15 protein-coding genes are annotated in these 14172 nt (G+C 44.9%); 2 read left to right on the top strand and 13 right to left on the bottom strand.

Annotated elements, in window-relative coordinates; all coding sequences use genetic code 11:
• Nucleotides 1-236: 236 nt before the first annotated feature.
• Entirely contained in the window at nucleotides 237-1682 is a 1446-nt protein-coding gene (pyk, locus tag L1D60_RS13480) for a pyruvate kinase (protein ID WP_239841494.1), read from the top strand.
• Nucleotides 1683-1825: 143 nt separating this feature from the next.
• On the opposite strand, the gene L1D60_RS13475 is transcribed toward pyk, so the two are convergent.
• Entirely contained in the window at nucleotides 1826-3007 is a 1182-nt protein-coding gene (locus L1D60_RS13475; protein ID WP_239841493.1) for a DUF6363 domain-containing protein, read from the bottom strand.
• 44 nt (nucleotides 3008-3051) lie between these two features.
• Complete coding sequence (locus L1D60_RS13470; protein ID WP_239841492.1) at nucleotides 3052-3141, bottom strand: YnhF family membrane protein; 90 nt, start codon at nucleotides 3139-3141, stop codon at nucleotides 3052-3054.
• A gap of 144 nt (nucleotides 3142-3285) precedes the next feature.
• Here L1D60_RS13470 and L1D60_RS13465 point away from each other — a divergent pair, with 144 nt between their 5' ends.
• The gene (locus L1D60_RS13465; RefSeq protein WP_239841491.1) at nucleotides 3286-3879 is read left to right on the top strand and encodes a porin family protein; all 594 of its coding nucleotides are present in this window, start codon (nucleotides 3286-3288) and stop codon (nucleotides 3877-3879) included.
• 111 nt (nucleotides 3880-3990) lie between these two features.
• On the opposite strand, the gene L1D60_RS13460 is transcribed toward L1D60_RS13465, so the two are convergent.
• The 11 genes from L1D60_RS13460 to fabD form a co-directional block, all read right to left on the bottom strand.
• Nucleotides 3991-4395, bottom strand: coding sequence for a hypothetical protein (locus L1D60_RS13460; RefSeq protein ID WP_239841490.1), 405 nt, complete (start codon nucleotides 4393-4395; stop codon nucleotides 3991-3993).
• Nucleotides 4396-4567: 172 nt separating this feature from the next.
• Entirely contained in the window at nucleotides 4568-5998 is a 1431-nt protein-coding gene (gene ptsG / locus L1D60_RS13455) for a PTS glucose transporter subunit IIBC (protein ID WP_239841489.1), read from the bottom strand.
• Between the two features lie 445 nt (nucleotides 5999-6443).
• Complete coding sequence (locus tag L1D60_RS13450) at nucleotides 6444-7211, bottom strand: YchF/TatD family DNA exonuclease (RefSeq protein WP_239841488.1); 768 nt, start codon at nucleotides 7209-7211, stop codon at nucleotides 6444-6446.
• Entirely contained in the window at nucleotides 7202-8167 is a 966-nt protein-coding gene (locus L1D60_RS13445; RefSeq protein WP_239841487.1) for a DNA polymerase III subunit delta', read from the bottom strand. The genes L1D60_RS13450 and L1D60_RS13445 overlap by 10 nt, the downstream gene beginning before the upstream one ends.
• 7 nt (nucleotides 8168-8174) lie before the next feature.
• Nucleotides 8175-8807 carry a dTMP kinase gene (gene tmk / locus L1D60_RS13440; protein WP_239841486.1) on the bottom strand — a complete coding sequence of 211 codons (633 nt, stop codon included), beginning with the start codon at nucleotides 8805-8807 and terminating at the stop codon, nucleotides 8175-8177.
• An 11-nt stretch (nucleotides 8808-8818) separates the two neighbouring features.
• Nucleotides 8819-9835 (bottom strand): endolytic transglycosylase MltG, encoded by a 1017-nt coding sequence (mltG, locus tag L1D60_RS13435; RefSeq protein ID WP_239841485.1) that lies wholly within the window; start codon nucleotides 9833-9835, stop codon nucleotides 8819-8821.
• Nucleotides 9832-10641 carry an aminodeoxychorismate lyase gene (pabC, locus tag L1D60_RS13430; RefSeq protein WP_239841484.1) on the bottom strand — a complete coding sequence of 270 codons (810 nt, stop codon included), beginning with the start codon at nucleotides 10639-10641 and terminating at the stop codon, nucleotides 9832-9834. Before pabC ends, mltG begins: the two co-directional genes overlap by 4 nt.
• Before the next feature lie 102 nt (nucleotides 10642-10743).
• Nucleotides 10744-11988 carry a beta-ketoacyl-ACP synthase II gene (gene fabF / locus L1D60_RS13425; protein WP_032552037.1) on the bottom strand — a complete coding sequence of 415 codons (1245 nt, stop codon included), beginning with the start codon at nucleotides 11986-11988 and terminating at the stop codon, nucleotides 10744-10746.
• A gap of 93 nt (nucleotides 11989-12081) precedes the next feature.
• Nucleotides 12082-12315 (bottom strand): acyl carrier protein, encoded by a 234-nt coding sequence (gene acpP / locus L1D60_RS13420; protein WP_004737381.1) that lies wholly within the window; start codon nucleotides 12313-12315, stop codon nucleotides 12082-12084.
• Between the two features lie 166 nt (nucleotides 12316-12481).
• On the bottom strand, nucleotides 12482-13216 hold the full coding sequence (gene fabG, locus L1D60_RS13415) for a 3-oxoacyl-ACP reductase FabG (protein WP_172974268.1): 735 nt from the start codon (nucleotides 13214-13216) through the stop codon (nucleotides 12482-12484).
• Nucleotides 13217-13236: 20 nt separating this feature from the next.
• Nucleotides 13237-14160, bottom strand: a complete 924-nt coding sequence (gene fabD / locus L1D60_RS13410) for an ACP S-malonyltransferase (protein WP_239841483.1) — start codon at nucleotides 14158-14160, stop codon at nucleotides 13237-13239.
• Nucleotides 14161-14172: the final 12 nt, after the last annotated feature.

The following is a 14172-nucleotide window of genomic DNA, read 5'->3' as shown; positions in this document are numbered from 1 at the left end:
AGCATCACGTATATACATGAATCTTTGTGTTTTGAGTCAAATACTTTAACAGAAATTCATACATCTCCTCTGACAACACGACTTAATTTTCACCAGAAAACATCCATGCTGTGTCTGATAACCAATTATTTTATGTAATTGGAGAAATATCTCGTTGGCTCCCAATAAATTGTCAATTAATGCATATACTTAATTTTGTCTTACACAGATTACTTGGTCTCACAGTAGGAGCATTCATGACAGCACAGGTAAGAAAAACAAAGATAGTCACCACACTGGGCCCATCCACAGACAAAGGCAATGTACTCGAAGAGATTATCAAAGCGGGCGCTAATATCGTTCGCATGAACTTTTCTCATGGCAGCAGTGAAGATCACATTGAAAGAGCCGCTAAGGTGCGCACTATTGCCAAAAAGCTCGGTACCCAAGTCGCCATTCTCGGAGATCTACAAGGTCCGAAGATTCGAGTCTCCACTTTTAGAGACGGAAAGATCCAGCTTGCCGTCGGCGACAAATTCACACTCGATAGCAGTCTAGGACTTGGCGAAGGTAATCAAGAGTCTGTTGGACTTGACTACAAAGAGCTACCCAATGATGTGGATACTGGCGATATCCTACTGCTCGATGATGGTCGAGTGCAGCTGAAAGTCACTGCTGTTGAAGGTTGTCGAGTACATACCGAAGTTATCATCGGTGGTCCACTGTCTAACAATAAAGGGATCAACAAAAAAGGCGGTGGCCTCTCAGCAGAAGCACTGACAGAAAAAGATAAACGCGACATTATTACTGCTGCGGAAATCCAAGTCGACTACCTTGCGGTCTCGTTCCCCCGCAATGGTGAAGACATGAGCTACGCCAGACAGCTGGCTCGAGATGCAGGCTTGGAAGCGCACTTAGTCGCCAAAGTAGAACGAGCAGAGACAGTTTCTAGCATCGAGAACATGGATGACATCATCTTAGCCTCAGATGTTGTCATGGTGGCTCGTGGAGACCTCGGAGTGGAAATTGGCGACCCTGAGTTGGTCGGTGTGCAAAAACAGCTTATACGTCGCGCTAGAGCGCTTAACCGTACGATTATCACTGCCACCCAAATGATGGAATCTATGATATCTGCACCAATGCCAACACGTGCTGAGGTGATGGATGTGGCTAACGCCGTTCTTGATGGTACTGATGCTGTGATGCTATCTGGCGAAACCGCAGCTGGTACCTACCCTGTTGAGACAGTTAAATCGATGGCGGAAGTGTGTATCGGTGCAGAGAAAATGGCGGGCGTGAATCAATCTAACTACCGTATTGACCGCACCTTTGTCACGGCAGAAGAGACCATCTCTATGGCCACTATCTACTCGGCAAACCATATGGAAGGTATTAAAGGGGTCGTCACCTTAACAGAATCAGGTCGCACGGCATTAATGATGTCTCGTTTAAGTGCTGACATGCCTATTTTTGCCTTGTCCCGCAATGAGGGAACACTCAACCGCTGTACCTTATATCGTGGTGTCACCCCTATTTACTTTGAAACAGACAAAGAAGATAGCTTTGATATCGCCCTTTCGACGCTGACCTGCTTGAAAGAGAAAGGCATGCTCAAGTTTGGAGATTTAGTGATCATCACGCAGGGTGACATCATGGATGTTGCAGGCTCAACAAACTGTATGCGCGTACTCCCTGTCACCTAAGCGCTTGTCATAACAATATTCATGCTTATGGCTGTGAAGTTAAGCTTCACAGCCGTTTTTGTATATAACACATTGGAAGAGTAAACAGAAAGGGGTCTAGACGCTATAAGAGTAAAATTTGCGGCTGAAATTAGTGAATTAAGTTATGCGAATTGAATAACGTGAGAGGCTTTGGCGTTTTGTATTGAACAATACAACTCGACAAACTTGAACCCCGCTTCCATCCCGAGTTGGTAATCGTGTAACAGGTCTTCTTTGTCACTCATCAATGAGCTCGATTTAAGAGGCTGGCTCGGTGCTATCTGGATCACGAAGGTATCGTCCGGTGGAGAGTGTAAAAAGTCTTCCGTTAGCGAGTAGGTTTGGTAATGGACCATCAACATATCCGCTAAACCTGAATCAAACTTATCACCAACTAGATGGCTAAGGCGGTAGATATCATCAGCACCAAACAGCCAACGACCACCATTAAGTAAGTCCAAGTGCCGCCTGTCGCGTTTCTGTTGTTTAGAGCGCATAATCTGTTGTTGGAAAAACGAACTCCAATCAACTTTCCACTGCTCTATTTTCTGTTGCCAGTGTTCCTGTACACTACTGAAAGAGTCACGAAACCACGCTAACTCTTCCGCAGAAATAGGTTTCGGAGGCTTCGGCCCTTCCATTAGTTCATTCTCTGGACGCCACTCTGACGCAGGCTCTGTGCGTATCACAACAATTGAGCGCGCTTGCCTTCTCCACGCTTCTTGAACTGGAATGCAAGCTGAGACACCACCATCTACATAGTTCTGACCCAATATTTCAACCTCACCGTTATAGAGACGAGGAATGGCGCAGGTTGCCAGCATAACTTTATGCCAATCTTCGCTGAACAGTGGGAAGTAATGATCTTTGAGATCTTTTACATCGGTGACTGCCGCATAAATGTTACGTCCGCCTAGCGCTTGTCGCCCTAAATCAAGATCGAGTTTGTAAGGGTATGCCAGAATTTTTTCAAGCGCCCACTCCATGCCCAACCCTTTACGGTGGCGAATATAAGAGAACAGGTTAAAGAATTCGGGGGCCGTGGTCAGATCCATAATAAAAGACTTACCCAGTCCTTTATCTCGACAAGCAAAAGCACATAGATTCAGAGCACCAGCAGACGTGCCAAAAAAGTCATCGAATGGATCAAAATTAGAAAGGATGAATGCGTCTAATACGCCAGATGTAAATATGCCTCTTTGGCCACCACCTTGGGCAACCAAAGCTGTTTTACCCGCAATAAACTTGTCGTAGTAAGCCAAGTCTATTGCGATATCGGTATTGGTTATTATGCCGCTATTCATGGTAATCAAAGCCCCTGTTGGTAGGCTTTGCTTATGTTATTGGGCTAGTTGGTGATCGCAATAAAGCCGAACGACAGCAGCACAATAAAAATAAAAGCGGTAATTTGTAGAGCGTTTTTCAGATCCTGTTCCATAGACACCTCTGTTTATTATAAATTTGTTTAGCCTATATCTAAGTACTATCAGGTGTGTGAAGTATGTTCAAGATTCGCCGAAATTACTCGCACAATATTGATGTAAGCATCACAATTAGTAGGTGTTCGGATAAGGATAGGCCCATGAATAACAAAGTAAATACTTTCGCACTCTGCACACTCCTGACTTGTTCCGGAGCATCAATGGCAGCAGATATATATGTCACACCAATGATTGGACTTACCGGTGGTGGCGCTGTCGAAGACGAAGATGGTAATACCTATGACATGGAAAACTCAGCCAGTTACTCTTTGGCGATTGAGACACCTTTAGAAAAAGGTCGTATCGGTTTGTTTTATTCCAATCAACAATCGGAACTTGAATCGCTAAAACTGGACTCTTCGATTCAATATTTACACTTTCAAAGTAGCATTTATTATCCAGCAACTAATGCGCTTTCTGGTTACTTAGGACTCGGCCTCGGTGCATCGTATGTTGATGTAGACTGGGCGAAAGACAAATATGGTTTCTCTGCTTCAATTTTTGGTGGCGTAGAATACAAGTTATCAGACAGCCTAGCATTAACCAGCCAAATACGCTGGCTAGGCACAGTCGTAGACAATGACACCAGTGGTGCATGTACTTTGCCAACAACAGGGCAAAACTGTGTAATTCGCTTTGACACCGATTGGATGAACCAGTTTCAAGCTAATGTCGGCCTGACCTTTAGATTTTAGGCCTTTAGAACTCTTAAGGCTTTAGGTCCCTTAAAACTTTAGGTCTCTAAAAACTTTGCCCTGATCGAAATAGGCGAGGATACCCCTCGCCTATTTAATATCTGTCGAACACTAAAACTTGTAAGTAACGCCCACAGCACCACCAAGCTGTAGCTCAGCACCCGCGTATAGATCCAATTCAGGATGAACTTGCGCGTACGCATTCCATCCATCATAAAAATTCACTTTTACGCCCAATGGAACTCGTACACCAAAGTCGTCTTCCCACTCAGCCCAAGCGCCAACGCCGACATACCAATCTAGCGGTGTTTCTGAATCAAACTTCCCACGTTTGAGCATATAGTCAAAAGCAGCGCCATCATTACCAACCGTCACACGATATGTGTTGTCAATTTCAATAACTGCACTTAAATCTTGGTCAAGAGCTAAACCTACCTCAAGCTCTGCGTTGTCTGCAGCCTGAGTCGCAAAAGTAACGCTCGCCATAAAGAGACCAAATAATCCATATAGTTTCATAATCAAACCCTATCAATACATCTGCGGTGAAGCATAGTTACCTATTAAAGATAGATGTCATCGTAGAGTTAGAGAATGATGGATATTAAGTCAACATGATAAGAGTGGTGAGGAGTATTCAAAAACGAAAAAAGGAGGCTAAAAGCCTCCTTCTATTCAATTGAATCAGTGATTAGCCGTTGTTACGGATCCACTCATCCATGTCTGTTTTCAGGTTGTCAGACTTAGTACCGAAGATAGCTTGAACACCACCAGCTACTACTACTACACCAGCAGCACCTAGTTTCTTCAGTTTGTCTTGGTCAACAACTTCAGTATCAGCAACCGCTACACGTAGACGAGTGATACAAGCGTCAAGACCAGTGATGTTAGCTTTACCGCCAAATGCAGCAACTAGTTCACCAGCTAGCTCAGAGCCAGTCGCAACAGCTTGGTCTTCAGACTCGTCTTCGCGACCAGGAGTCTTAAGGTCAAGAGCTTTGATTACTGTGCGGAATACGAAGTAGTAAAGCGCTGCGTAACCTAGGCCACAAACAATCATTAGACCCATCTTAGACGCGTTGCCAGATAGAACTAGGAAGTCGATTAGACCGTGAGAGAAAGATGTACCGTGTACAAAACCTAGAGTGTTCGCTAGAACGTATGCAGAACCCGCTAGTAGAGCGTGGATTGCGTACAGTACTGGAGCAACGAATAGGAATGAGAATTCGATTGGCTCAGTAATACCTGTTAGGAATGAAGTCAGAGCAGCTGATGCCATGATACCCATTACTTTAACGCGGTTTTCAGGCTTAGCTGAGTGTGCAATTGCGATTGCAGCAGCTGGTAGACCGAACATCTTGAACATGTAACCACCTGCTAGCTGACCGAAGCCGTTGCCTGCAGCACGAGATGCTTCATCAGCAACTAGGTAACAAGTAAGAACACCGTTTTGAGTTTCGCCAGCAGCGTTAACACAAGTACCAGCTTCGAAGAAGAAAGGTACGTTCCATACGTGGTGAAGACCAAATGGAATTAGAGAACGCTCAACGATACCGTAGATACCAAACGCCACTTGTGGGTTTTGGTGAGCAGCCCAATCAGAGAACGCAGAGATAGCGCCGCCAACTGGTGGCCATACTACAGATAGTAGGATTGCTAGACCGATCGCAGAGAAACCAGTGATGATTGGCACTGCACGCTTACCAGCGAAGAAGCCAAGGTACTCTGGAAGTTGGATGCGGTAGAAACGGTTGAATGCCCAAGCAGCAACACCACCGACTAGGATACCACCTAGTACGCCAGTATCGATTTTATCAACACCCATAACACCAGCCATTACGCCAAGTGTTGCAGTCATGATACCGTAACCAACGATTGCAGCAAGACCGGCTACACCGTCGTTGTTTGTAAAGCCAAGTGCAACACCTACTGCGAACAGTAGAGCCATTTGACCGAATACCGAACCACCAGCTTGTTCCATTAGGTTAGAAACGATTTCTGGAATGAAAGGAAGGTCCGCTGCACCAACACCAAGCAAAATACCCGCAACTGGTAAAACTGATACTGGTAGCATCAGAGACTTACCAACTTTTTGCAGGCTAGCAAAAAGGTTCTTAAACATGTTTATGCTCCTGATAAAGATAAAATAATTATATGGGTTCTAACGGCACACCCCCGTAGCCTAAATGTTAGCACCCAGTGAAAATGTAACCATGTATTGCATTATATTTTCTGCCGCTAAATATATATTGATGGGTAACAAAGTTTCTAGTGACTTACGAAATTTAGTTTCAAAACACGTCTTGGATCACATGTCAAATCCAAAAATGCAATGGTTTACAATGGTGTAAATTATTGTTTTATATGAATTTTTTATTATTAGATTATTATTTCACGGGGTAAATAAAATAAAGCGCAATGTTATTTTTAGTAACAAAATTACGAATGTTGCATTTCACACTCTCAAGTTCAACATAATTAGTAAACATTAAAAAAGTTGAGCGTTTTGGTGATCTAATACGCAAAAAAGGGAGCTTACGCTCCCTTTTGTTTATTAAATCGATTTTTCATCGCAAAAAAAGTTTTCGATAATTTTCCGTGGTTTTTTGTGCAACCTCTTTCATTGAGATTCCCTTGAGCTGAGCGATATATGCAGCCACTTCTACCACATATGCAGGCTGATTCTGCTTTCCACGATATGGTACTGGAGCTAGATATGGAGAATCCGTTTCAATTAGTAGCCTATCAAGGGGGATATTTTTAACCACTTCTTTCAGCTCTGTCGCTTGCCTAAAGGTTACGATCCCGGAAATCGATATGTAAAAACCAAGCTCCATAGCAGCATCCGCGAAGGCTTGATCCTCAGTGAAACAGTGAATGACACCACCACATTTCTCAGCACCACCATCACGCAGAATGGCAAGTGTATCTTCACGTGCATTTCGCGTGTGAATGATCAAAGGCTTGTTAAGCTCTACCGCAAGCTCAACGTGCTGCTTAAAACGCTCTTGTTGCAGTTCAGCCGTCTCTGGCTGATAGTGGTAATCCAACCCGGTCTCACCTATGGCAACAACCTTGTCATCGCTAGCATAACGACGCATTCGTTCAAAATCGAAGTCACTCTCAACATCAAGTGGGTGAACGCCACACGATGCGTGAACATTCTCGAAAGGTGAAATCATGTCGAGCATGTTTTCAAAAGAGTCTAATGTCACGCCAACTGAAAGCAGCTGTTCAACATTGGCTTCTTTCGCCTTATTGATGACATCTTCAACGCCAGTATGTAAATCTTGATAATCCAATTTGTCTAAATGACAATGGGAGTCTACGAACATGTTTCCTCACAAGTGGCGATAAGCCAATTCATTATCAGAAGCTCTGTGTTGAGCCCTGGGTGTTGCTTTAGTTGCTCCATAAGAATCAAGAGCTTGCCTGATGACTTATGAGCAGATTGGTACGATAGTGTATTTGCTAAGGCTTGTGCGCTTGGCAGAAGAGATTGGCTTTGTATACCAAAATGTACCTTTTGCACATCTGAGAGCAAATGCCATAACCAACTTAACTGAACCACTGAGTCTTTCGCTATTTCAGAAGCGAATTGCATTAAATTAAGATCATTACGCTGAACAATCTTTAAAAAGCGATCGAAGAGCTGCTTCGAGGTCTCTAAACTGCCCTCCTCCACCATCGTCTTTGCCAATAGCGGAGCATTATCATTCAGAGCAAGAACATAATCCGGAACATCTTTGCCTAGCTCTTGCTTTAACCACTGACCACCAGCTTCTATGCTTGGTGCTGCCACGCTAAACTGCTGACAACGGCTAACAATCGTCGGCATTAGACGATGGCTATTCTGGCTCACCAATATAAAAATACACTCACTAGAAGGCTCTTCCAGCGTTTTAAGCAGTGCATTCGATGCCGATTCATTCATCGCCTCTGCTGGGCTCACAACGATAACCCGCAAACCATTTAATTGAGATGACTCTTGCGCCCAGCGATTGCTAGAGCGAATCTGGTCGACGGTAATTGCCTTGCCCTCTTTCTCTGGAGAGATGACATGAAAGTCTGGGTGGCTGCCTGAGTTCATCAATTCACAGCTATGACAAAAGCCGCAGGCTTCACTTTCGTAATTGATACACATCAACGACGACGTGAGCTGATCCACCGCTTTATCAACGCCCAAACCTAACGGTGCATTTACAATAGACGAATTAGGGAACCGCCCTGCTTCTAGACTCTTTTTCCACTCATTCCAAAGTGGTAATAGCCAAGGGTATAACTCGGTCATGTTTAACCTACTGTTGCTCTAACCAAGTTGTTAGTGCTTGTTTGATATCTGCTGCTACTTGATCAATCTCTTGTTCAGCATTGATAACCAATACAGAGTCGTCTTGCTCGGCGATCTCTAAGTAGCGCTCACGTGTACGGTCAAAGAATGAGATATCCATCTTTTCAATACGATCTAATTCACCACGACCACGCGCACGTTCTAACCCAACACGTGGGTCCAAATCTAAATATAGAGTTAAATCTGGCTTGAAGTCACCCAACGTTGTCTCTTTCAATGACGTCATGGTTTTGCGAGCAATTTGACGACCACCGCCTTGATAAGCTTGTGATGACATATCATGACGATCACCCAGTACCCATTTTCCTTCAGCAAGAGCAGGTTTAATCACGTTCTCAACCAATTGGACACGCGCTGCATACATCAATAACAGCTCGGTCATATCTTGCAGCTTTTCGCCTTCATGCTCTTCTTTTACTAAAGAACGCATTTTTTCGGCCAGGACAGTGCCACCCGGTTCACGAGTGTTCACGACCTCAGCAACACCCGACTCTTTCAGTGTTGCTAGGATAGCGTTGATCGCGGTGCTTTTACCTGCACCCTCTAGGCCTTCTACCGTAATAAACTTCGACTGATTCATAGCTGTGTTCTTTATTTATTCTTTCTTAATTGTTTTAAGTAAGCTCGTACTGCACGATTGTGCTCAGCCAAACTCTTTGAAAATACATGGCCGCCAGTACCGCTTGCGACAAAGTAAAGGTAGTTACTCTGCTCCGGGTTTAAAGCCGCATTAATCGATGCTCTTCCTGCCATCGCAATCGGCGTAGGTGGTAAACCATTAATAGTGTATGTGTTGTATGGTGTTGGTGTTCTAAGGTCTTTTTTACGAATGTTGCCATCATAGCTGTCGCCCATTCCGTAGATAACCGTAGGGTCAGTCTGCAGACGCATACGCTTATTTAGGCGGTTAATGAACACCGATGAAACACGCTCGCGCTCGGAAGCAACAGCCGTCTCTTTTTCGATAATAGACGCAAGGATAAGTGCTTCATAAGGTGATTTAAGAGGCAGCTTCTCAACACGGCTCTCCCATTCTTGATTCACTACATCCATTAGGTCTTGATGAGCGCGTTTTAGTAAGTCTAAATCGCTAGTGCCGTAGGTGTAGTGATAAGTTTCTGCAAGGAATAACCCCTCAAGTTTCTTATGCTCGACACCCAACAGTTCCGCGATCTCTTCTTCAGAGACACCCTGCAATGTCTGCTCAACAAATTCGTTTTGTTCTAACTGCTCACGCCACTCATCAAAACGACTCCCTTCAACAAAAGTGATCGTAAACTGGTGTTCTTTTCCTTCAACCAATACTTGAAGCGCTTGTTCAAGCGTTAGCTCTGGCTCAAGCAAGAAAGTACCCGCTTTCACATCCACTAACTCTGGGTGAAGTTTGCGAATCAGTTTGCTGTATGGCGACGGTGTAAACAGACCTTCATTAACCAGTTGATTCAATACGCGATGGAAACTCGCACCTGGTGCAACGGTGATCACCTGCGGCTCTTCGAGCTGAATCACTTGTTTTAGATGAGCTTCAGCTTGGTTGTATACATAGAATGCTGCTGACGCTGCGATCACCAAACATAAAACGACAAAAATAGATAACTTCTTAATCACGAGTTTAATAGTCCTTGAAGGGTACGGGTGACATGTCCAATTTCGAACGTGGTTTCTTTAATTTTTGTAACAGGAGCAACGCTAAGGATCGAGTTAGTAATGAAGACTTCATCGCTAGACAGTAGATGTTCTAAATCAAAGCGACCGACGACAACCTCTTTTTGCTTGCTTAACTCAAGTATCACCTGCTTTCTCATCACGCCTGCGACACCACTAGCACTAAGGTCAGGAGTGTAGATCGTCGAACCTTTACGCCAAAACAGATTGGCCATCGAGGTTTCAATCACCTGATCATTAATATCTAGTACGATCCCATCAGCCAGTCCAGCTTCATCTAGCTCAGCCTTTATGAGGATCTGCTCAAGACGATTGTTATGTTTGTGGCCTGCGAGCAACGGAGACAAACCAAGCTTCTGCTGACAAACACCGAGTTCAACACCAGACTGCTGCCATTGAAGATAATGCGATGGATAAGCAAACGTACTAATTGTAACCACAGGTTCAAGCACGCCCATTGGGCTATAGCCACGGCCACCAGAACCACGACTCACATGCAGCTTCACACCGCCTAGCCCCTTTTCGGGCACATAATCGAGCGCTTTCTCAAGCCATAAGCAAACTCGCTCCCAATCGAGAGGAGTAATACGCAACGCGGCTAAGCAGGCATCAACTCGCTGTTGGTGATCATTGTAATACTGAATTTCACCATCGAGTGTCAGCATCGTGGTAAAACAACCATCGCCGTACTGAAACGAACGATCAGTTAAGGCAACTGTTTGCTGGCTTTCTCCATCAACCCAAAACATGCTTTTCTCCAAAAAAGAAACGGCTCAATGCTAAGCATCAAGCCGTTTAAAAACAAGTCTATTTAATGACTATCTACGATGTTTGAGTCTTTTATAAGATGATTAAATCTTTTTGAAGATCAAACAGCCGTTAGTACCACCAAAGCCGAATGAGTTACACGCCGCATATTCCATGCCGCTAACTTCACGAGCTGTGTGTGGAACTAGGTCGATGTCTAGACCCTCTTCAGGATCGTCTAGGTTGATTGTTGGTGGAACAACTTGGTCAACCAGAGACATTGCCGTGATGATAGCTTCTGCAGAGCCCGCAGCACCCAGTAGGTGACCAGTCATAGACTTAGTCGACGAAACCAGTACTTGCTTGTAACCTGCTTCACCAAGAGCACGCTTGATGCCTTTGATCTCTGCTACGTCACCAGCTGGAGTCGATGTACCGTGTGCGTTAACATAACCGATTTGCTCACCAGTAATGCCAGCATCGCGCATCGCAGCTTCCATCGCTAGTGCACCACCAGAACCATCTTCACTTGGAGAAGTCATGTGGTAAGCGTCACCAGACATACCGAAGCCTACAAGCTCACAGTAGATCTTAGCGCCACGAGCTTTAGCGTGTTCGTACTCTTCAAGTACCATCATGCCTGCACCATCACCAAGAACAAAACCGTCACGGCCTTTATCCCATGGGCGAGAAGCTTTTTGAGGCTCATCGTTACGAGTAGAAAGTGCTTTAGCTGCACCAAAACCACCCATACCTAGTGGTGTAGATGCTTTCTCAGCACCACCCGCTAGCATTGCGTCAGCATCGCCGTATGCAATCATACGTGCCGCGTGACCAATGTTATGTAGACCAGTCGTACACGCTGTCGAAATCGCGATGTTTGGACCACGAAGACCACGCATGATCGACATGTGACCAGCAATCATGTTTACGATGGTTGACGGTACAAAGAATGGGCTGATTTTACGAGGGCCTTTTTCAGTCAGAGCTTGGTGACCAGCTTCGATCAAACCTAAGCCGCCGATACCAGAACCGATAGCCACACCAATACGTGGTGCGTTCTCATCAGTAACGGTTAGACCAGAATCATCAAGTGCCTGAACACCTGCTGCGACGCCGTATTGGATGAATAGATCCATTTTACGAGCATCTTTTTTAGACATGTACTCTTCGCAGTTAAAGTCTTTAACTAGACCTGCAAAACGAGTTGAGAAATTGGTTGCATCAAAGTGCTCGATATTCACGATACCACTTTGACCAGCTAGCAGGGCTTTCCAAGAAGATTCTACAGTGTTGCCTACCGGTGACAACATACCCATGCCAGTGACAACTACACGACGCTTGGACACGATTTTACACTCCGGGGATTGAAATGATTTAGGATGAGGATAGATGAGTTAGATAAAACACAGGCGGTCGAGGTGACCGCCTGGGAGAGATTATTACTGAGCGCTAGTTACGTAGTCGATAGCAGCTTGAACAGTAGTAATTTTCTCAGCTTCTTCATCTGGGATTTCAGTGTCGAATTCTTCTTCTAGAGCCATTACTAGCTCAACAGTGTCTAGAGAATCAGCACCTAGGTCATCAACGAAAGAAGCTTCGTTTTTAACTTCTGCTTCGTCTACACCTAGTTGTTCAACAATGATTTTCTTTACGCGTTCTTCGAGGTTGCTCATTTTTTCTTTTCCTTTACAGAGTTCGCTTTATGCGATGTTTTCCGTAGTTTATTCAATCTATTAAAAGTTGCAAGGCCAACTTTTCTGGTCAAACCACAATTTTAGCGATTTTAACCGAAATTACGTATGATTTTGACTTAAATCATGCACAAATGTTGCACACAATTTACACCATGTACATACCGCCATTGACGTGAAGTGTTTCACCTGTGATATAAGCTGCCGCAGGCGACGCCAAAAATACCACAGCTTCAGCGATTTCGCGAGGGTCACCTAGACGACCTGCTGGTACATTCGCCAAAGTTGCTGCACGTTGGTCATCATTTAGCGCTTTTGTCATGTCTGTTTCAATAAAACCAGGTGCAACTGTGTTCACTGTCACACCACGAGAAGCAACTTCACGTGCCATAGACTTAGTGAAACCAATAACGCCAGCTTTAGCTGCAGCGTAGTTTGCTTGACCAGCGTTACCCATAGTACCAACTACAGAACCTACGTTGATGATGCGACCTTCACGCTTCTTCATCATGCCACGTAGTACTGCTTTAGACATACGGTAGATAGGCGTTAGGTTTGTATCGATGATGTCATTCCACTCATCGTCTTTCATGCGCATAAGTAGGTTATCGCGTGTGATACCCGCGTTGTTCACTAGGATATCAATCGCACCGAACTCATCGTTGATGGTTTTCAGTGTAGCAGCAATTGAATCAACATCTGTCACGTTCAGAGCAAGACCTTTACCGTTCTCACCAAGATACTCGCTGATCGCAGCAGCACCGTTTTCTGACGTTGCAGTACCGATAACTTTAGCACCACGCTCAACCAATAGTTCAGCGATAGCACGGCCGATACCACGGCTTGCACCAGTTACTAGTGCAACTTTGCCTTCTAAATTCATCATAACTTCTCTTTATGTCGTTATTTAGCAGCTTCTAGAGATGCAGCATCATTTACTGCAGCAGCTGTCATTGTTTTAACAATACGCTTAGTTAAACCTGTAAGAACTTTACCTGGGCCTAATTCTAGTAGTTTTTCTACGCCTTGCTCGTTCATCGCTTGAACGCCTTCAGTCCAACGTACTGGGCTGTATAGTTGACGTACAAGTGCGTCTTTAATCTTCGCAGGATCAGTTTCAGCAGCCACGTCAACGTTGTTGATTACAGGCAGTGCTGGTGCGTTGAACTCAAGAGCTTCTAGAGCTACCGCTAGCTTGTCAGCGGCTGGCTTCATTAGCGCACAGTGAGATGGTACTGATACTGGTAAAGGAAGAGCACGCTTAGCGCCAGCTTCTTTACATAGTGCACCCGCACGCTCTACCGCCGCTTTGTTACCTGCGATAACAACTTGGCCTGGAGAGTTGAAGTTCACTGGAGAAACAACTTCATCTTGAGCAGCTTCTTCACACGCTTTCGCAATTGCTTCATCATCAAGACCGATGATTGCGTACATAGCACCTACGCCTGCAGGTACCGCTTCTTGCATCAGTTGACCACGAAGCTCAACTAGCTTGATCGCTTCTTTAAAGTCGATAACACCAGCACATACTAGTGCAGAGTACTCACCCAGGCTGTGACCCGCTAGGTTCGCTGGTTGCTCTAGACCTAGCTCTTGCCATACACGCCAGATAGCAACAGACGCAGCAAGTAGAGCTGGTTGAGTACGGAAAGTTTCGTTTAGGTTTTCTACAGGACCGTCTTGAACTAAAGCCCATAGGTCGTAGCCAAGCGCTTCAGAAGCTTCAGCGAATGTTTGTTTTACAACATCATACTGCTCGCCTAGTTCAGCAAGCATACCAACAGCTTGAGAGCCTTGGCCTGGGAATACGATAGCAAACTTGCTCATTGTAATTATCCT

It is taken from the genome of Vibrio sp. Isolate30 (assembly GCF_022397975.1).
Taxonomy (GTDB): Bacteria; Pseudomonadota; Gammaproteobacteria; order Enterobacterales; family Vibrionaceae; genus Vibrio; species Vibrio fortis.
This window is presented reverse-complemented; position numbering and strand designations above follow the sequence as displayed.

What these genes read in the sequence shown, in the direction of transcription:
- pabC (WP_239841484.1), bottom strand. Translation starts at nt 10,641, where the DNA reads ATGTTTTGGGTTGATGGAGAAAGCCAGCAAACAGTTGCCTTAACTGAT.
- L1D60_RS13470 (WP_239841492.1), bottom strand. Translation starts at nt 3,141, where the DNA reads ATGGAACAGGATCTGAAAAACGCTCTACAAATTACCGCTTTTATTTTT.
- acpP (WP_004737381.1), bottom strand. Translation starts at nt 12,315, where the DNA reads ATGAGCAACCTCGAAGAACGCGTAAAGAAAATCATTGTTGAACAACTA.
- L1D60_RS13460 (WP_239841490.1), bottom strand. Translation starts at nt 4,395, where the DNA reads ATGAAACTATATGGATTATTTGGTCTCTTTATGGCGAGCGTTACTTTT.
- tmk (WP_239841486.1), bottom strand. Translation starts at nt 8,807, where the DNA reads ATGAATCAGTCGAAGTTTATTACGGTAGAAGGCCTAGAGGGTGCAGGT.
- L1D60_RS13465 (WP_239841491.1), top strand. Translation starts at nt 3,286, where the DNA reads ATGAATAACAAAGTAAATACTTTCGCACTCTGCACACTCCTGACTTGT.
- L1D60_RS13475 (WP_239841493.1), bottom strand. Translation starts at nt 3,007, where the DNA reads ATGAATAGCGGCATAATAACCAATACCGATATCGCAATAGACTTGGCT.
- L1D60_RS13445 (WP_239841487.1), bottom strand. Translation starts at nt 8,167, where the DNA reads ATGACCGAGTTATACCCTTGGCTATTACCACTTTGGAATGAGTGGAAA.
- ptsG (WP_239841489.1), bottom strand. Translation starts at nt 5,998, where the DNA reads ATGTTTAAGAACCTTTTTGCTAGCCTGCAAAAAGTTGGTAAGTCTCTG.
- L1D60_RS13450 (WP_239841488.1), bottom strand. Translation starts at nt 7,211, where the DNA reads ATGTTCGTAGACTCCCATTGTCATTTAGACAAATTGGATTATCAAGAT.
- pyk (WP_239841494.1), top strand. Translation starts at nt 237, where the DNA reads ATGACAGCACAGGTAAGAAAAACAAAGATAGTCACCACACTGGGCCCA.
- fabG (WP_172974268.1), bottom strand. Translation starts at nt 13,216, where the DNA reads ATGAATTTAGAAGGCAAAGTTGCACTAGTAACTGGTGCAAGCCGTGGT.
- fabD (WP_239841483.1), bottom strand. Translation starts at nt 14,160, where the DNA reads ATGAGCAAGTTTGCTATCGTATTCCCAGGCCAAGGCTCTCAAGCTGTT.